Source organism: Candidatus Binataceae bacterium, assembly GCA_036495685.1.
GTDB lineage: Bacteria > Desulfobacterota > Binatia > Binatales > Binataceae > JAFAHS01.
This window is the reverse complement of the sequence record DASXMJ010000007.1, coordinates 38,926-55,337: the sequence shown is the minus strand read 5'-3', so window position 1 is coordinate 55,337 and position 16,412 is coordinate 38,926. Positions and strand designations below refer to the sequence as shown.

Genomic DNA, 16,412 nt, shown 5'->3' with positions numbered 1-16,412 from the left:
CGTCTGTGAGGGTCGGCTACAGTTTGGCCGATCATTCTGAATCATCATGATTGTCGCCGGCCGCCCAGTGAGGCTTCTAGCGGATTATGATGGTTGAGTGCCGTGAATTCAGTGTGGGGTTGTCTGCTCGTCCGAGGCGGTGCCGGAGCGATCGGAAAGTCTCAAGTAATTGGTTGGACGGGCCGAAACTCAAAAGACCGGACGAATCCAGTTGACCTTGGCCGGGCTCAAGCCGTTGGTCGCGGCGTGGAGACCGTGCGAATCGTTACGGGAGCCCATCGAAGAGCAACGCTGGCGCGCTTACTCGCTTCGCCGTGCAGAGTATCCCGCAAGTGCAAGCGGGGCAGAGTCGGCTCGGTGCCCCTCTTGGGCAACCCGATTCTAGATGTCGTCGGCGGTTGGGTAGTACTTTTCCTTTCCCAGTGCGTCGACCGCGTTCCAGAACTCCGGGCCCCCGGCCGCCAGCGGATTGGTAGGGTCTTTGAGTGAAAGAGCCTGGCGGCGGTAGTTCCAGCTTTCGGGGCGCAGGCGTTGCGCCTCGTCCAGATACTTCACCGCAGCTGCGCCACGTCCCGTCTCATTCAGGAACTGGCCCAGCCGGAAATTGGCAGCAGCGCGGACCCGATCGTCGTCGGGCGTATGCATGCGCCCTAGCACCTCGGCTTCGCTCAGCGCGAAGCGGCTTTGGGAGCCCTTCTCAGTCCAGTCGCGGAGCGCATTCTGATAGGCGGTGCGCTTTGCCATCATCTCGTCGATTGCGTCCTGCGGCATCGCGAAGGTTTTGCGATCCATGGTGCGAAAGCCATCGGTCACCCCGGCTGCCTCGGTGGGGCGCACGATCTTTCCATGCTCATCGATCCATACCGCGTTCGGCACGTTCACCATGTCGTACAGTTCCGCCACCAGGTGGCGCGTGTCGATGAGGCACGGATAGGTCGGATTGGCCGCCTTGATCCACGGTTCGGCGGCGACCTTGCCGGCGCTGTCAAAGGCCACGGCGATCGGCAGGAAATTCTTTGTTTCCAGCTCCTGGTAGAGAGCCTGCCACACGGGCAGGTCCATACGGCATCCTCACCAGGAGGCCCAGGAGACGAGAAATACTCGTTTGCCGCGGTAGTCAGAAAGTGAATGCATCTTGCCCGACAGGTCGGGTAGTGTGAAATCAGGCGCAGCGAGCGACTGCAGCATCCGCCGGCGCTCCCCGGAAGCCTCTCCGATGCACCACGCATGGTTCGCGGTGTCGGCGACGACCGGCTGGCCGAGCAATCTGGCCAGCGCTTCGAGATTGTAGGACTGGCCGGAAACGAACTCCGCGGTGCGCGACGGCGGTACCGGGACGCACACCTCTCCCTTGCAGAAACCCTCGGGTTTGAACGTCCATCCGCTGACCCGCTCAAGGTCAGCAGCACCCAGCCACAGTCCGTCGTTGCGATTGTCAGCCGCAACGCGCCGCGCGGTCTTCTCGCCACAGATGATGTCAGTTGGTTGATTGGCCATGGTTAACCTTTCGGAACACACGGGCTACAAGCCGTGGTCACTTTAATAGGTGCGTGGAACAGGGCCGCCGTTTGGGCGCTCGCCAATCGTAGCGTGACCGGTCGCAGGTTTAAATCCACAGAATGACGCCGCTCGTTTCCGCTCCGGTCGCTTTGCGAATTCCCTGCAGGTAGAGGCGCAGTTGCTCGCGATAGCGCTCCAGGCTCGGCGCAAGGTCACGGTCGGTCTTGAAATCGACGATCGTCCACCGCGTCTTGCCGTCGAGCTTGGTCTCGAAGGCAAGGTCGGCAATTCCTTCGACCAGCGTCCCGTTCTCAAGCCGGAACAGGATGGGGTATTCGCGATGGGCTCGCTCGGAGGTCGCCGCTGCGCGCATAACCGGCGCTGCGAGCGCGCGTTCTACTGCAATCGCCGCAGCCTCCGCGTCCTCCTCACTTGCCCCGACCACCCTGGCTACATAGTTCGCGATGCGCGCGATGTCGCTGCGCGTTACCCCGAAAGGTACCCGCAGCATCGTTTCGTGAACCAGCTGCCCGAAGGCGGCGCGGCCGGGTCGCCTGCTTTCGTGCTGGGTTTCTTCAACCCGGATCTCATCGCTGGCTCCGCTCGAGGCCCCTGAATGCGCTATTCCGGTCGCGGTGGCGACCGCCAGCGTAGGCTCGGCACCCGCCGCGAGAGTGGCCTCGCGGTTCTTTCGCCACTCCTCGTGGAGCTCTTTGCCGCGGGTTGAGACGATCCCGCTCGCGTCCGCCTCGAGCAGCCGGCTTTGCCGCAGGCCCATGGCTTCCTGAACATCGAGAATCAGACGTGACGGATCCCACCATACAACTGTTTGGGTTCCCTGCTTCGGCCGATGCAGCCCGGGCGCAACTGATTGGGTGCGTCCCGGCGCGCGCGAGGGCCGCGTGTAGACGCTGTCTTCACCAAATTCCGGACACCCGGGCGGCTGCTTGGCAAGCGGGGACCGCCACTCATTCGGAGCAGGATACAAAACCGGATTGAGGCGGCTCACCCATCCCTCCCGCTGTTCATCTCCGACCACCGGTGCGACGAGCAAATCGCGGGCTCGAGTAGTTGCGACATAGAGCAGGCGGATCGCTTCTTCCTCATCCCGTCGGCGCTCCGCTTCCGCCCGATCCAGCAGCTCGCGCGGGGAACATCCAGCCAGGCGCAACGCGCACAAACCTCGCGCAGGGTCGACATAGCGGCTCGGCTCTCCGAGCGTTTCGTTGCAGGTCATGTCGGCCAGCATGACGATTGGGAACTCCAGACCCTTGGCGCGGTGCACGGTCATTATACGCACGCCCTCGGTGCCTTCCTCTGCCAGCGGGGTCTCGCTAGCCTCCTCGCGCGCGGCGCGTTCTTCCAGTTCATCGACGAAGCCGCGAAACGAGGTCGCGGTGGTGCGCGCCTCGTAGCGGCGAGCCTGATCCATCAATCGCATGATGTTGGCTAGCGCCTGGTCGCCGGTTGGCCAAATTGCGATGCCGGCGTGTGCCCGAGTTTGGCCCAATGCATCTGCGATGGTTTCCGCGATCGGGCGCCGGTTACGCCGGCGATGAAGCTCGCGGAGAACCTCGCGGGCCCGAAGCACCGGCGCGAGTCGCTCGGGCAACTCGGCAGGCAGCCGACGAAAGAGATTCAGGGTGCCGCACGCCTGATGGAACTCCAGCAGCAAGTCGTCGGGCAGGGCGAAAATCGGTCCACGGAAGGTGGCGAACACCACCAGGTCGTCGTCCGGACGCTCGACCGCAGCCAGGAGGTTGCGAATCGCCTCGACTTCCTCGCGCTCGTTGAACGATCCACCCTTCACCAGCACGTGGGGTAGATGCCGCGCTTCCAGGGCTCGCAGATACGGACGCGTCACATCGCGGCCTCTGGAGTTCAGGCGGCGGAACAGAATGCAGATATGGCGGGGACGGATCGGCACCCGCCTTCCCGGTTCTTCACGTTCGGTAACCGTCCACCCACTTTCGTGCATCAACCATCTGGCGAAAGCGGCAACCGCGTCGGGGAGCGATTCCTCAATTCTGAAATCTACTATCCCGCCGTAGTCGCCGTAGGGTGCCGGCACAGGCAAGGCAATCAGCGCCGGCTGCGAGGCGACGTCGTCGCGCGAGGGCTGCAGGGGTGTGTAGGCGGGATGGGTCGGCGCGTCGCTGCTCATCAGGGGCGCGAAAGCGGCGTTGATACTTGCTTGCAAGGCTGGCACCGCTCGAAAACTGACGGTCAGGTAGTCGAGTTTGGCTCCCGCCTCGACCAGTTGCCGCTTGACCTGCTGGTAGAGCGCGACATCGGCGCGCCGGAAACGATAGATCGACTGCTTGGGGTCGCCGACGACGAACAGTTTGCCGGGAATGGGCCTTATCCGGCGCCAATCCTGCTGGGTGGGATCGTCCGCCGCGAGCAAGACAATGATCTCGGCCTGGAGCGGATCGGTGTCCTGGAACTCATCGACAAAAATATGCGTGTAGCGGCGTTGCAGCGCCGCGCGCACCGTGGGGTTGTCACGAACCAGGTTGCGCGCCACCAGCAGCAGGTCGAGAAAATCCAGCGCGCCGGCGCGTTGCTTGCCGTTCTCGTAGAGCTCGATCATCGGCCACAGCTCGCGCTGCAGTTCAGGAGCCAGATTCGCCCCGGCGTTCTCGCGGAATTTCTCCAGGCGCGCGTGGAGCGCGGCGCGCCGGGCAAAGACTTGTTCGCGCTCAAGCCCGCCGAGTGCACCCCCGAACCCCTTGCGTCTCCACCGCGGGCCGCTGGGCAGGCGCAGCAGTACCGCTTCGAGCGCGTCGTAGTCGCGCTTGCGCACCGCCTCCAGGCGAGTTGCCTCTAAGACCGGGCGCGAAATCTCAAGCAGACTTCGGGCCAGCCAGTCATCGGGTTCGGCCTCGAGCGCCAGCGCACCGAGGGCGGTCACTTCCGCGATTAGGGCGTCGATTTCCCGATCGCGATCGAAGGGTTGCAGTTCCCACAGGGTTTTGAAGTCGCGCCACTCCCGAAGCTGGCGCGCCGCGTTGCGCAAAATCGCCCGAGGACCTTGCCGATCGACCGCATCGCGCCGGCGCAACAGCCGCCGTACCGCCTCGCCCGGCGCCGCGAGCGCGCCCTCAAACCACTGGTCAAAGGCGGTCTCGAACATGGCGTCCGAGGAATCTTCCGCCGCGACCTCGAACATCGGATCGACCCGCGCCTCAACCGGTCGCTCGCGCAGGAGATCGGCACAGAACGAATGAATGGTTCCGATGCGCGCTTCTTCCAGTTGTGGAAGCGCCTGGTCAAGCCGTGTGCGCGAAGCCGCGTCCAGCGAGGAGTCCTTGCGTGCTCGCTCAATCTCCTCGCGCAGCCGGAGTTTTAATTCGCCCGCAGCCTTCTCGGTAAAGGTCACGGCGACCATATTCCCCAGTTCGCCGCGACCCGATGCGATGGTCGCCACGATGCGGCTCACCAGCGCACTGGTCTTGCCGGTTCCGGCAGCAGCTTCGATCAGGATGGTGGAATCGAGATCGTTGCGGATCCGGTCGCGGACCTCCTGGTCCGCGAGTCCTGTGCGCGTTGCGTTCATCTCATCGCCCGCAGCTTTCGCAGCTCTTTGAGCCGGGCGTCGGGTTTGAGCGACGAGCGGCGTTCCTCGTAAGGTCCGCACACGCGCCGATAGTCGCACCATTGGCATTCGCCCGCCCCCGGAGCGGCAGGCAGGAAGCCGGACTCAAGCGCGTCCGATAAGATCGCTGCGAATTCGCGCAGCGAGGTGCGTGCTTCCTCGTCGATAGTCGTTATCCGATCCTCGTAAGCGCCCGCTGCGGTGCAGTAGTAGAGACGTCCGGTCCTGACCGGCTCGCCGAGCATGTGCTCGGCCGCGAGCGCATAGATGACGGGCTGCAGGATTTTGCCGCCGCCAATCACGAAGCTTTTCTCCGCCCGCACCTTGCCGGTTTTGTGGTCGGTCACCCGCAGTGCGCTGCCCGGCGCGCGCTCCACCAGATCGATCGATCCGCGCACCTTCAAATTATCGAGTTGGATTGGATCTGCTGAGCTGTCGGGGTCGCGGTCTTGCCCCCCAACCGTCAAGCCAAAGGCGAGCTCGAAGCGCTCCGGCGTCCATCGTCCCGGATCGTCAGCGGACCTCCTAAGCCATTCGCGCAGGTCAGCGCGGATCTCCTCGATGCCGTCCTGCCACACCCGATCAATCGCGGGCGCCAACTCCTCGCGCCATCGCGTGGCGACGGAATTCAGTCGCTCGTCGAGCATTCGTTCCGCGCGCGGCAGGGTTTCGGAGGTGAGCGGAAGCAGAGTTGCGGCGCGCAACTCGGTCAGAATCTCGAATTGCACGTCGTGGAAGAGTCCGCCGCGCGTCAGCGGGTCGATAAGCTCGATAGCCTCGGGCTCCTCGCGCGGCCCCAGGCGATGGATAGCCTGCAGCAGAAATCGATAGGGGCACGCGGCGAAGTGCTGCAGTGAGGTGGGGGAGTAGGGACGCGCGGACAACTGATGCGGCGCCAGCGCGGCGCGCGCCTGCGGATCAGGGTCAACCAGGCCGTCGGCCGGAGTCCAGCGCCTGAGCCATCGCCGCGCGCGCGCCCGCAGGGCGCGGCCCAGGAATTCGTTCGCGTCGAGCAAATAACGCGCGGTACCACGGGTCGTGTCGGGGTCGGCGTCGACCAGCTTGTCGAGCACCGCCAGATCGAACTCCGCTTCATCGATTGCATCGGCTGGCGTGGACGGTGCAGGCCAGCCGAGCCGAATCGCCTGCTCGCACGCCGCGCGGCGTGCGAGTTCATCAAACCCCGGCAAACGTCCTTCCGCGGCACGAAGAATTTCCAGCGCATAAAACGATGGAACTCGCGGACGACCCTGGTCGATATCGATGCGTGGATACGAGAACATAACCCGCCGTTCCGCCGCACCCGCCGCGATGCGCAGCGCCAGCCGTTCTGTGCTGATCCGATCCTCATTGCACCGGAGCGCGGTTCCTATTTCGGCCCGCACGGCGTCCGGCAGAATGGGGTCTTCGATCAGTTTCTGCGGGAAGACCCGCTCGGCGAGGCCCGGAACGATCACGACGTCGAACGACATTCCCCGCGCCCGGTGCGGAGGCGCGACCATCACCGCTCCGTAGCGGCGGGGAGCAGGGCGGTCCTCAAGACGCGAGAACCGCTCGGCCAGGACCATCCTGACTTCATCGAGCGCGACCGGGCCCACCGGCGCCATCGCTTCGAGTTCCGCGAGCGTTGCGAGCACCGCGGCGCGATCGCGAATTGCCTCGGCGACAAGCGCGCGAAGGTGGTCGAGCCATTCGCCCCAGGTCGCGCTCGTGGGCATGGCCGCGAGCATCGCGATGTGCCGCAGCGCGACGCGTTTCAGATCTTCGAGATCGCCGAGCTGCCGGTCCAGCGAGGCGGCGCGTCCCTCGTCATCGGTGCTCGCCTCGCGCCGGCGGCGAAGCTCGCTTTCGAGACCCTCCAGGCGTCGCTTCCAGCGTTCGGCGCTGCCGATGACGGCGGCATCGACGATGATGCGCTCCCAGCGCCACGGCGCGCGCACCGGCCGCTCCGCCGCCTCGAGATCGTCACCGCCGGCCGCGCGGTCTGCGATCTCGAATTCCGGCGCCAGGCGCAAGGCGGTGAGCTCGTCGTCCGGCGCGCTGGTGCCGTCGTCATCAGTGGAGGCGTTCTCCAGCGGTACTTGGGCCAGCGACAAATACTCGGCATAGCGACGCGCCGAGAGATTCTCGGCCTTGCACGCGAGCAGCGCGAGGAGCGCGCGGCCTCCCGGGCGCGGGCGTCGCGCCTCGCGCGAGAAGTGCGCGGGAATTCCCGCGCGCGCGAGCGCTTCCTGAAGATAGGGCACGTAGCGAACTGGATCGCGAAGCAAAACTGCCATGCGATCGAAGCGAGCGCCCGCCGCAGCTTCGGCGGTGATTTTGCGGGCAATTTCGACGCACTCGTGCATTTCGCCGGGTGCGGAGGTGACGGACACCGTCTCATCCAGCGGCCGCTCAGGGGGTTCGCCGCCGAACAGATACCGCTGCAATGCTGCCAGCGAGCTCGCATCGTGCGCCCCGCCGTCGAAGGCATCGCTGATAGGAGTGGCCAGCGCCCGTGAGAGGTGCTGCGCGCCGCGCTCATCGCCGGCCGGCACCGTTGCCAGAAATTGCGGCGCATACTGTGCGAGCGCCGCGACCAGGTCGCGCTCGCGAGTGCTGTCCACGGGAACGTCGAGGAACAGCGTAGGAATCCCCACAAAACGCGGCCTTTTCGCTACCGCCCCGACAGCGAGTGCGAGCATTCCGGCGCGGTCAATGAGCCGTGCGCCCGCTAGCTCTTCCTCGAAGCGCGCCAGCAGCGCGGCGAGCTCGGCACCGGCAGCGCCGACCTCGGAAAGCGCACTGGCGGTTACCCCTCCCTGGCGTAATTCAGCGATGGTGCGCGCAAGAGCCTCAGCGAAGCCGGGACGATCGGTCACCGGCGCGAAGTGCTTAAGCTTTCCGGACGGCGCGAGATGAAACACCGCGCGCGCCGCGATCGCCTGTGCGGCCAGATCGCTTGCGGGGGCCAAACCGGCCGCGACCATTGCCTCCGACGCGAGCAGTCCAATCAGGCGATTGAAGGTCAAACGGTGAATGCCCGCGACGGCGCCGCGGGCAGCGGCAACTCCCCGCACGAGGTCGTCGGCAGCCTCGCGCGTCGGCGCGATCACCAGCGTTTCGGTGGCGGGCTCTTTGGCGGCGAGCCATTCGCGCGCGGCGGCAATTCGCTCAGCAGCGCGATGGGATCGGACTATCTGAGGGGACTTCGGCATTCAGCCCCCCTAAAGATCGTCAGTCATTTCGCAGCGCCCGCGGCTGTGATTTTTCGAAACTGGGGCAGCGAGCGAGTTGTCAGCAGCTTCCATCGGTGTCGATGCAATGAGAAGTGATTATTATCCGTCGTCGGATCGAGGCTTCCAAGCCGTCATGCCGAACCTGCCCGGCACGCATCCACAGGTGCTGGATGATGTGTGATCCAGCCGTGACCCGCGCGGGCCAACTCGGCTTACAGACAGCGAGCTAAGTCGCGCGGGTCCCCACCGTTACTCGAACCGGAGCGTGCATCTCTTGGAGCGGGCGTGCGGGCCGCCGGCCCAACTCAGAAAAACCGACCGAAGCTATGCTTCGATGAAGACGGGGTCACCGAGATGGACTGTGCCCGGCGCGCCTATCTGCGCGAAAACTCCCACGCTGGCGTGATGGTGTTGGGCGGCAGTGCGGAAGATCGCATAGTCGCGGGGCAGATCGTCTTGGGGATGGGTCGTCATCACGCAGCGCAGCGCCGCGCGGGGTTTCACGATCTTGAGATCAACGCCGACCGCAATGGTTGCCCCTTCCCACTCATCTTCGACGAAATGGTCATCGCTCAGACCGGTGTCGACGAAGATGGTGGGGCGGAAGCGGCGAGGATCGAAAATCGACCCGGCGGCTAGCTTCGCCAGGTGGCGGAGGGTCCCGCTCGCAAGGACGTGCATCGGCGCCGAATCGAAGAACGTGCCGGGCGCCAGGCTGAACTCCGACGGCATGGTTTCCGCTGTCAGGTCGGGAAATACTTTTTCGACCGGCACATCGGCGAACACCGTCTTCGGATCGATTCCGGCCTGCTCTCTCCCGATCGATTCGCAGCGCTCCATCTTGACCTTGCGCCCCAGTGCGGCGCTGATGACCTCCGATGCATCAGCATCCTCGGCGTGGATGGTCCGTCCATTCGGCAGCCTGATTGCCACCGGCGCGAAACGTCCCTGCGAGGGTCGCTCTTCATATGACGCGCGAAAGTCAAACAGCGCGGAAAATTTCTTGCCGCTTACGATTTTCTGCGTGGCCAACTCGCGAAGCGCGTATGCGCGATCGCCAACCGCTCCGCGCTCGCCGATTTCCAGCTCCGCGAGCTGCTCGCCGAGCATCGATTTCACCGGGTAGCGCCACAGCCCCACAACTATTCCGACCCGCTTCGAGATGGCCACTCTACTTTCCTTCTCCGGACCGCGCGGTGCTTTGCGCCGGCGCGATATTGAAAGGTCCCGCCTGCGTGGTGGCGAGCGCCTCCATAGCGCGCTGGTCGGAGCTTATAGCTTTCATGATCGCACCGGTCGCTGCCGACATGAACTTTTCCTTGTTGGCCGTAACATGCGCGGCGCTGCGGTCGATCGACTCGAGCTGACCCTGGAAATGCGGCATCACGAAGCGCGCGATCAGTTCGTAGCTGCGCCACATCTGTTCGCGCGGTGCCCAATCGTGGGCGAAGGTGAGAATGGTGCCGAAGCCGCCAGACAGCTCCTGGAGCTTCTTCAGCTTGACTATCGCGTCTTCCGGCGTGCCGAAAATGCCGCCGCCGAATTCATCCATGAACTTCGCTGCTGCGTAGCCATCGTCGTAGATTTTGCCGTCCGGACGTCCGAGGATTCCGACCACGTATTCGTTGTTCCAGCGCTTGAGGCCGTCGGCGACCTCGCGCCATGCCTGCTCGCGCGAATCCGAGAGATGAAACGGCATTACGATCCGCCAGGTGGCGCGATCGGCCCGCCGACCGGTATCCTGAGCAGCGCTCTCGGCAAAGCCCCACTGGGTCTTGAGCGCGGTGAGTCCGGCCTCCGAATACGACGCGACCGAAAGGACGCCCACCCCGTGCTTGCCGGCGCACTTCATCCCCGACGGCGAAATCATCGACGCAACCGCCATCGGAATTTCACGCTGCACGGGACGGAGATGCAGCGCGGCATCACGTAGTTTGTACCAGGACCCGTCGAGGGTTATCGGCTCGCGCTCGGAGAGCAGGCGTCTGATGACTCCCAAGCCCTCGTCCATCTGCTCGCGCTGCGTCATCGGATCGATTCCGAGCATGAACGCATCGGAAGGTAGCGCTCCGGGGCCGACGCCAAGCATGGCCCGGCCGCGGCTTAGATGGTCGAGCATGACGATCCGCTGGGCTACCGTGAACGGATGATGGTAAGGAATCGACACCACCCCGGTGCCGAGCTTGATGCGCTGGGTTTTCATCGCCGCGGCCGCCAGAAACATCTCCGGCGACGCGATGGTTTCCCATCCGCCCGAATGATGCTCGCCGACCCAGAATTCGTCGTACCCCAGATCGTCAAGCAACGTGGCGAGCTCGAGGTCGCGCTTGAGCTGGAGGGTCGGATGCTCTCCCATCGGATGGTGGGGCGCTAGGAACACTCCAAAACCGAGCCGGTTTTCCATGGCGGGCGTCTCCTTGCCGAAACTCAAGTGACTGTAACACGAGCCGGCGCGCGCTGCGCAACGAACCGGCGAAACGTGCGCCGTTGTGTTGTGGGTTCTGAGGGACCGGACCCGGATGCATTCCCTTAGAGCTCCGTCCAAGATAGTTGGGATTTGGGAACCTGCCGCCTAGACGGGCTTGCAGGGCCGAGCTACACCAAAAGCGGGCCATCTTTTTTGAGGAGTGGGTAATGCTCTGTCCAGCCTGTGGAGCCCAAGCGCACGGCGACGCGCGTTTTTGCAGCGCGTGCGGATTTCGCCTGCCTGCGGCCTGCCCGGGATGTGGGTCGCCGGTTCAGCCGTTCGACCGGTTCTGTGAGCATTGCGGCATGGCGCTCCTCTCCGCTGCCTCGCAAACACCGCGTCCAAACCTCGGCGACAACTCGACGGGCGAGCGGCGCCATGTAACGGTCCTGTTTTCGGACCTCGTCAATTCCACTGCGATTGCGGCACAGCTCGATCCCGAGGAGTGGCGCGAGTTAGCGGCGGGCTATCAGCGGGCCGCTGCGGAGGCGGTCAGCCGATTCGGCGGGCACGTCGCCAAGTACCTGGGAGACGGTCTACTCGTCTACTTCGGTTTTCCCGAGGCGAGTGAGAACGGTCCTGAGCGCGCGGTCCGAGCGGGGCTGCTGATTCTGGAGGCCGTCGAGTCGCTAAACCGAGGCGGGCAAGACCAAAACAAGCACCTTGCGGTGAGGGTCGGAATCCACGCCGGAGAGGTTGTGATCGGCCAGGACGGCGGTGGAAATCCGGAGCTGTTCGGCGAGACCACCAATCTGGCGGCGAGGGTTCAGTCGGCGGCGGAGCCTGGCAACCTGCTTATCACGGCTCCGGTACATCGGATGGTTTCCGGGCTGTTCGTCGTCGAGCCACGCGGTGCCAATCAGCTCAAAGGCGTTCCGGAACCGGTCGAGCTATTCCGGGTCAGCCAGGCCAGTGGCGTGCGTGGTCGTATCCACGCTGCGGCGGCGGCTCAAGGGTTGATCTCATTTGTGGGCCGCGAAGAAGAACTCGGCGTGTTGTGGCGGCGCTGGGAACGCGCACGCGAGGGCGAAGGTCAGGTGGTGGTTATCGCCGGGGAGGCAGGCATCGGTAAGTCGCGCTTAGTCGAGGAGATACATACGCGTCTGGCCCGCATTCCCCACACCTGGATCGAATGCGCCTGCGACCAGTTGCTGCAGAACACGCCGTTTCATCCGGTCAGCGAAATGCTCCGCTCCGCGTTTCCCCTTCGACCCGAAGAAAGTGCCGAACGGCGCATCGAGGCGCTGAAGAACGCGCTAGAGACGGTCGGCGTGCGGGAGGCAGACTTGCCGCTGGTCGCGCCGCTGCTGGACCTCCCGGTGCCTGCGAGTTATCCGCCCCTGCTTGCGACGCCGAATCAGCAGCACCGGCGCCTGCTCGCGACTTTGGCGCAATGGTTGTTCGGGCTCGCGCGGGCGCAGCCGGTGGTGATCGCCATAGAAGACCTGCATTGGGCTGACCCCTCGAGCTTAGAGCTCGCCCGCTTGCTCAGCGAACAGAACGCTAGCGAACCGGTCCTGATTCTATTCACCACCCGCTCGGAATTTCGCGTTCCCTGGCCGCTGCGCGCGCATCATGCGCATCTGACGCTGAGCCCGCTTAGCCGCCGCGAAACTCGCGCCTTGGTGGAAGAGGTCGCGGCTAGTGCGGTACTCGCAGGCGATACCATCGATGCGGTGGTCGACCGCACCGGCGGCGTGCCGCTCTTCATCGAGGAGTTGACGCGACTGATGATCGATTCGGGCGGGCGCTCGGGCACGCGCGAGATTCCGCCCACCCTGCACGACTCGCTGGCCGCGAGATTGGGCAGAGTAGGCTCGGCTCGGGAGATCGCCCAGATTGGTGCAGTGCTGGGCCGGGAGTTCAGCTACGACTTGGTCAGCGCAGTGAGTGGCGTACCCGAGAGCGAACTGCAAGCTGCACTCGAGCGGCTTACGGATGCGGACCTGTTGCACGTGCGCGGAGTTCCTCCCGAGGCCTGGTATCGGTTTAAGCACGCGCTCTTGCAGGATGCGGCTTATGATGCGCTGCTCAAGACCCGGCGCCGCGACCTTCACCGCGTGGCCGGACGAGTGCTCTCCACAACGCAGTTCAGAGACCTCGCCGAATCGCAACCCGAGATCGTGGCGCGGCACCTCACCGAGGCAAACGAATTCGATGACGCGGTTTTCGCCTGGCAGCGCGCGGGCAATGAGGCAACCAAGCGTGGCGCTTTTACCGAAGCGGAAGGACACCTCCGTCATGCGCTGGAAGTGTTTGCGAAATTACCTGAGGCGGCCCAGCGTGGACCGCGCGAACTGGCGCTGAAAGGAGACCTTGCCATCACGCTCTTGGCGACCAAGGGGTGGGCGTCTCCCGAAGCCAAGGAAATATTTGAAGACGCGCTGTCGGTCAGCAAACGCTTCGGTGACCCGATGACCACCACGCTGTTGCTGGCGGCATTGTTCGGGAGCGTATTCACCGCGGGTGAGATGGCCGCGGCCGCTGCGACCGCGGGTGAGATCTCCGCGGTCGCCGAGCGAACCGGCAGCGGATTTGCACAGACCTGGGCCGAAGCCATGTTGGCCATGCTGCGGCTGGTGGGCGGCGACTTGGCGGGTGCCCGGGCATCTGCGGCGCGCGCGATCGCAGCCTATGAGGAAGAGGACCATCGGCTAAGTCCGATCAATCCCGTGGTGTTCGCTCGCGCCCAGGAAAGTGCCGCCGCGGTAATTTCGGGGGAGATCGAGTTCGGTGTGGCCAAAGCCCGCGAGATGCTCGCGGCTGCGGCGCACGGCAATCGGATGCTCGACATGGCGCAGGCACGAACCGAGGCGCTGGCCATCTATTTTCATCTCCGCGATACGGCCGAGGTCGAAAAGCATGCCCGTGCCTTAATCGACGACGCCAAAGAGCACAACATGCAAGCCTATCTGGCCTGGGCAATGATTTATCACGGGTGGTCGGTCGCGATGAGAGAGAACGCCTTCGAGGGTCGCGCCATTTTGAGAAAGGGGCTTGAACTCTACGCCGCCGGCGGACGCCGACTTCTGATCAATCGTTACTTGTCGATGCTGGCCGATGTTCAGCTGGCGGTGGGGTTGCTCGACCACGCCGTCGACGCGATCGACGAGGCGCTGCACGCGGCGCCGGAGCAGAAGATCGACGAGCCTACTATCTTGTGGCGGCGCGGCGAACTGCTGCTCGAAAAGAGCGCCCAATCGACCAACGGTCACGATGCAGCGCTGCTCGAACAAGCTGAGCGGGACTTCCGCGAAGCGATCGCGAGAGCGCGCTCGATGGGTGCGAAACTGTACGAACTGCGCGCCACCAGCAGCCTCGCGCGTATCCTCAAAGCGCGCAGAGAAATCAAGCAGGCACGCGAACTGCTGCAGCCGCTGTATGATTCGTTCGCGCGGTGCGACGACTCCTCCGACTTGAAGGAAGCGGGCACCCTCCTCAAGGCACTGGAGTGCTGATATGGGGATGTTCGAGGCAGGCGGAGGTCGCCGCTCGACCGCCGGAGGAAAGCATGGGCCGCAAGATCCTGTTCATCACGACTGATCAGCAGCGCTACGATGCACTCGGCTGCAATGGCGGCCGAATCGCACGCACCCCGGTGGCGGATGGTTTGGCTGCTGCGGGTATCAACTTTCGCCGCGCGTACAACCAGAACACGGTATGTATGCCCGCGCGCTCCACGATGATCACGGGACAGTACGTGCGCACTCACGGTGTCTTTGCCAACGGCGTGCCGCTCCCGCCCGATGCTCCGAGCATCGCGGCCTGGCTCCATGAAAAAGCGGGCTACCGGACCGCGCTGATCGGCAAGGCGCATTTCGAGCCGATGCTCGATCCCGGCGCGCGCTGGTTCGAAAACCGGATGGCGGATGAGGGGAAGACCGGCCCGTACCGTGGGTTCGAACACATGGAGCTGGCCATGCACGGGCCGATGGGTCGCTGGCACTATTCGAAGTGGCTGAACAGCAACTTTCCCGCAGAAGCCGCAGGGTTCGGGAGGATGCTGAGTGCCAAGGGGGGCGGCGATACTGGCGCCCCGGAAGTTACCTACAATCCGGTGCCGCGCGCGCACTATCACACCGATTGGATCGCGGACCGTACCATCGCGTATCTCAACTCGCTGGGTGTGAATGACGACTGGTTCGTGTGGATGAGCTTTCCCGACCCCCATCATCCGTGGGACCCGCCGGCCAGCGAGGCACGCCGGATCAACTGGCACGACCTCGATTTGCCGCCCGGCCATCCGGGTTCGCGCGAGAAGATCGAAAAAATCCTTGCCGCGAAGCCGCGCCATTGGCTGGAATGGTACCAGGGGCGCTTTCGCAACGATGAAGGCGGTTCGATGGCCTTCATCCCGTGTGTCATGACCCATGACCAGGTGCGTGAAATCAACGCGCTCACCCACGTCGAAAACGAGCTTATCGATGAGGCGTGTGGCCGCGTGCTGGGCCGGATTGCGGAGCGCGGATGGGACGGCAGCACGGATATTTTCTTCACCACTGACCACGGCGAGCTGCAGGGCGATTTCGGTCTGATGTTCAAGGGCCCTTATCACGTCGACGCGTTGATGCGTGTCCCCCTCATCTGGCGCCCAGCACCGGTGGCCAGGGTTGCCCCGGCCGAGATCGCCGAGCCGGTCGGTCACCTCGATATTGCTCCCACCTTCTGCCAAATCGCGGGAGTTGCGACTCCGGAGTGGGCGCAAGGCAGGTCGCTCCCGACCGCAGGCGGCTCGGGTCGCCAGGGGGCCATCACCGAATGGGACAGCCAGTTCGCGGAGATCGGAATGCATCTGCGGTCGATCTATCGCGACGGCTGGGTCTGCACCGTGTACGAGAAGTCAACCCGTGACTTCGGGTTCAATCTCACATTGGTATACCAGGCGCTGCAGCAGAATCGGCCTGTGCCCGACATCCGCTACCAGGGGACGGAGGGCGAGCTCTACAACCTGGCCGAAGACCCGTTGCAGTGGCGAAATCTGTGGGATGATGCAGGGTATCGGAAGGTCAAGTCGGATCTGATTGCGGATCTGTACGACAATCTGCCAAAGGCGCGCGATCCGCGGCTGACCGTGGATGCTCCCGCCTGATCCCGAAAGATCGACCGAGCAGACAATACTGGAGCGCTACCTTCCTCCGAGGTCGTTTCGGGTCAATCCGAAGCAACGGTCATCATTAATTGGATGCGCCCGCGGGACGAGCCGGCTCGCGATTGACGTCGTGATTTCCGCCCATGCGGCGAATCAAATAGAGAAGCGGCCCCACGCTGCCAAAGGCGAGTGTTAGCAGTAGATACGGCACTGCCGAAGCCCCTCGCTCGCGGGCATCATTGCCGAGGTAAACCAGGATGATCGTGAGCGAGATTATCAGGTCCACCAGTAGCGTTACGGAAGCAAGGTTGGAGATGGCCTCGCGAAAAAAGCCTACGTACCCGTACCCGATTAACGCGTAGGCGGTCAGAATTGAAAAACCGGCTAGTACGATCCCCAGTACAATCTGTTTGAGATTCATCAAATAGACTCCTTTCGATTTGCTGCAGTACGGCACATTGTTCTTTCAAGCTCTGTGCCGCCTCGGAGGGCGCCCAGATGCGACCGCCGCGTGCGCTTCTGCGTTGCGAAACTCAACGG

8 protein-coding genes are annotated in these 16,412 nt (G+C 64.0%); 2 read left to right on the top strand and 6 right to left on the bottom strand.

All coding sequences use genetic code 11. The features are described 5' to 3' along the window. Positions 1 to 381: 381 nt before the first annotated feature. The 5 genes from VGI36_00805 to VGI36_00785 form a co-directional block, all read right to left on the bottom strand. Positions 382 to 1,497 (bottom strand): ResA-like WAxxUGC motif-containing protein, encoded by a 1,116-nt coding sequence (locus VGI36_00805; protein ID HEY2483652.1) that lies wholly within the window; start codon positions 1,495 to 1,497, stop codon positions 382 to 384. A 109-nt stretch (positions 1,498 to 1,606) separates the two neighbouring features. Then, positions 1,607 to 5,059, bottom strand: a complete 3,453-nt coding sequence (locus tag VGI36_00800; GenBank protein HEY2483651.1) for a UvrD-helicase domain-containing protein — start codon at positions 5,057 to 5,059, stop codon at positions 1,607 to 1,609. Next, the gene (locus VGI36_00795; protein HEY2483650.1) at positions 5,056 to 8,295 is read right to left on the bottom strand and encodes a PD-(D/E)XK nuclease family protein; all 3,240 of its coding nucleotides are present in this window, start codon (positions 8,293 to 8,295) and stop codon (positions 5,056 to 5,058) included. Before VGI36_00795 ends, VGI36_00800 begins: the two co-directional genes overlap by 4 nt. A gap of 345 nt (positions 8,296 to 8,640) precedes the next feature. After that, the gene (locus VGI36_00790; protein HEY2483649.1) at positions 8,641 to 9,486 is read right to left on the bottom strand and encodes an MOSC N-terminal beta barrel domain-containing protein; all 846 of its coding nucleotides are present in this window, start codon (positions 9,484 to 9,486) and stop codon (positions 8,641 to 8,643) included. Position 9,487: 1 nt separating this feature from the next. Then, positions 9,488 to 10,720: an LLM class flavin-dependent oxidoreductase gene (locus VGI36_00785; GenBank protein ID HEY2483648.1), complete on the bottom strand. Its 1,233-nt coding sequence runs from the start codon at positions 10,718 to 10,720 to the stop codon at positions 9,488 to 9,490. Positions 10,721 to 11,088: 368 nt separating this feature from the next. On the opposite strand from VGI36_00785, the gene VGI36_00780 reads away from it, so the two are divergent. Both VGI36_00780 and VGI36_00775 read left to right on the top strand, forming a co-directional pair. Beyond that, entirely contained in the window at positions 11,089 to 14,241 is a 3,153-nt protein-coding gene (locus VGI36_00780) for an AAA family ATPase (protein ID HEY2483647.1), read from the top strand. 53 nt (positions 14,242 to 14,294) lie between these two features. Continuing rightward, positions 14,295 to 15,872: a sulfatase-like hydrolase/transferase gene (locus tag VGI36_00775; GenBank protein HEY2483646.1), complete on the top strand. Its 1,578-nt coding sequence runs from the start codon at positions 14,295 to 14,297 to the stop codon at positions 15,870 to 15,872. A gap of 85 nt (positions 15,873 to 15,957) precedes the next feature. On the opposite strand, the gene VGI36_00770 is transcribed toward VGI36_00775, so the two are convergent. After that, positions 15,958 to 16,293, bottom strand: a complete 336-nt coding sequence (locus tag VGI36_00770; protein HEY2483645.1) for a DUF2834 domain-containing protein — start codon at positions 16,291 to 16,293, stop codon at positions 15,958 to 15,960. Between the last annotated feature and the right edge of the window lie 119 nt (positions 16,294 to 16,412).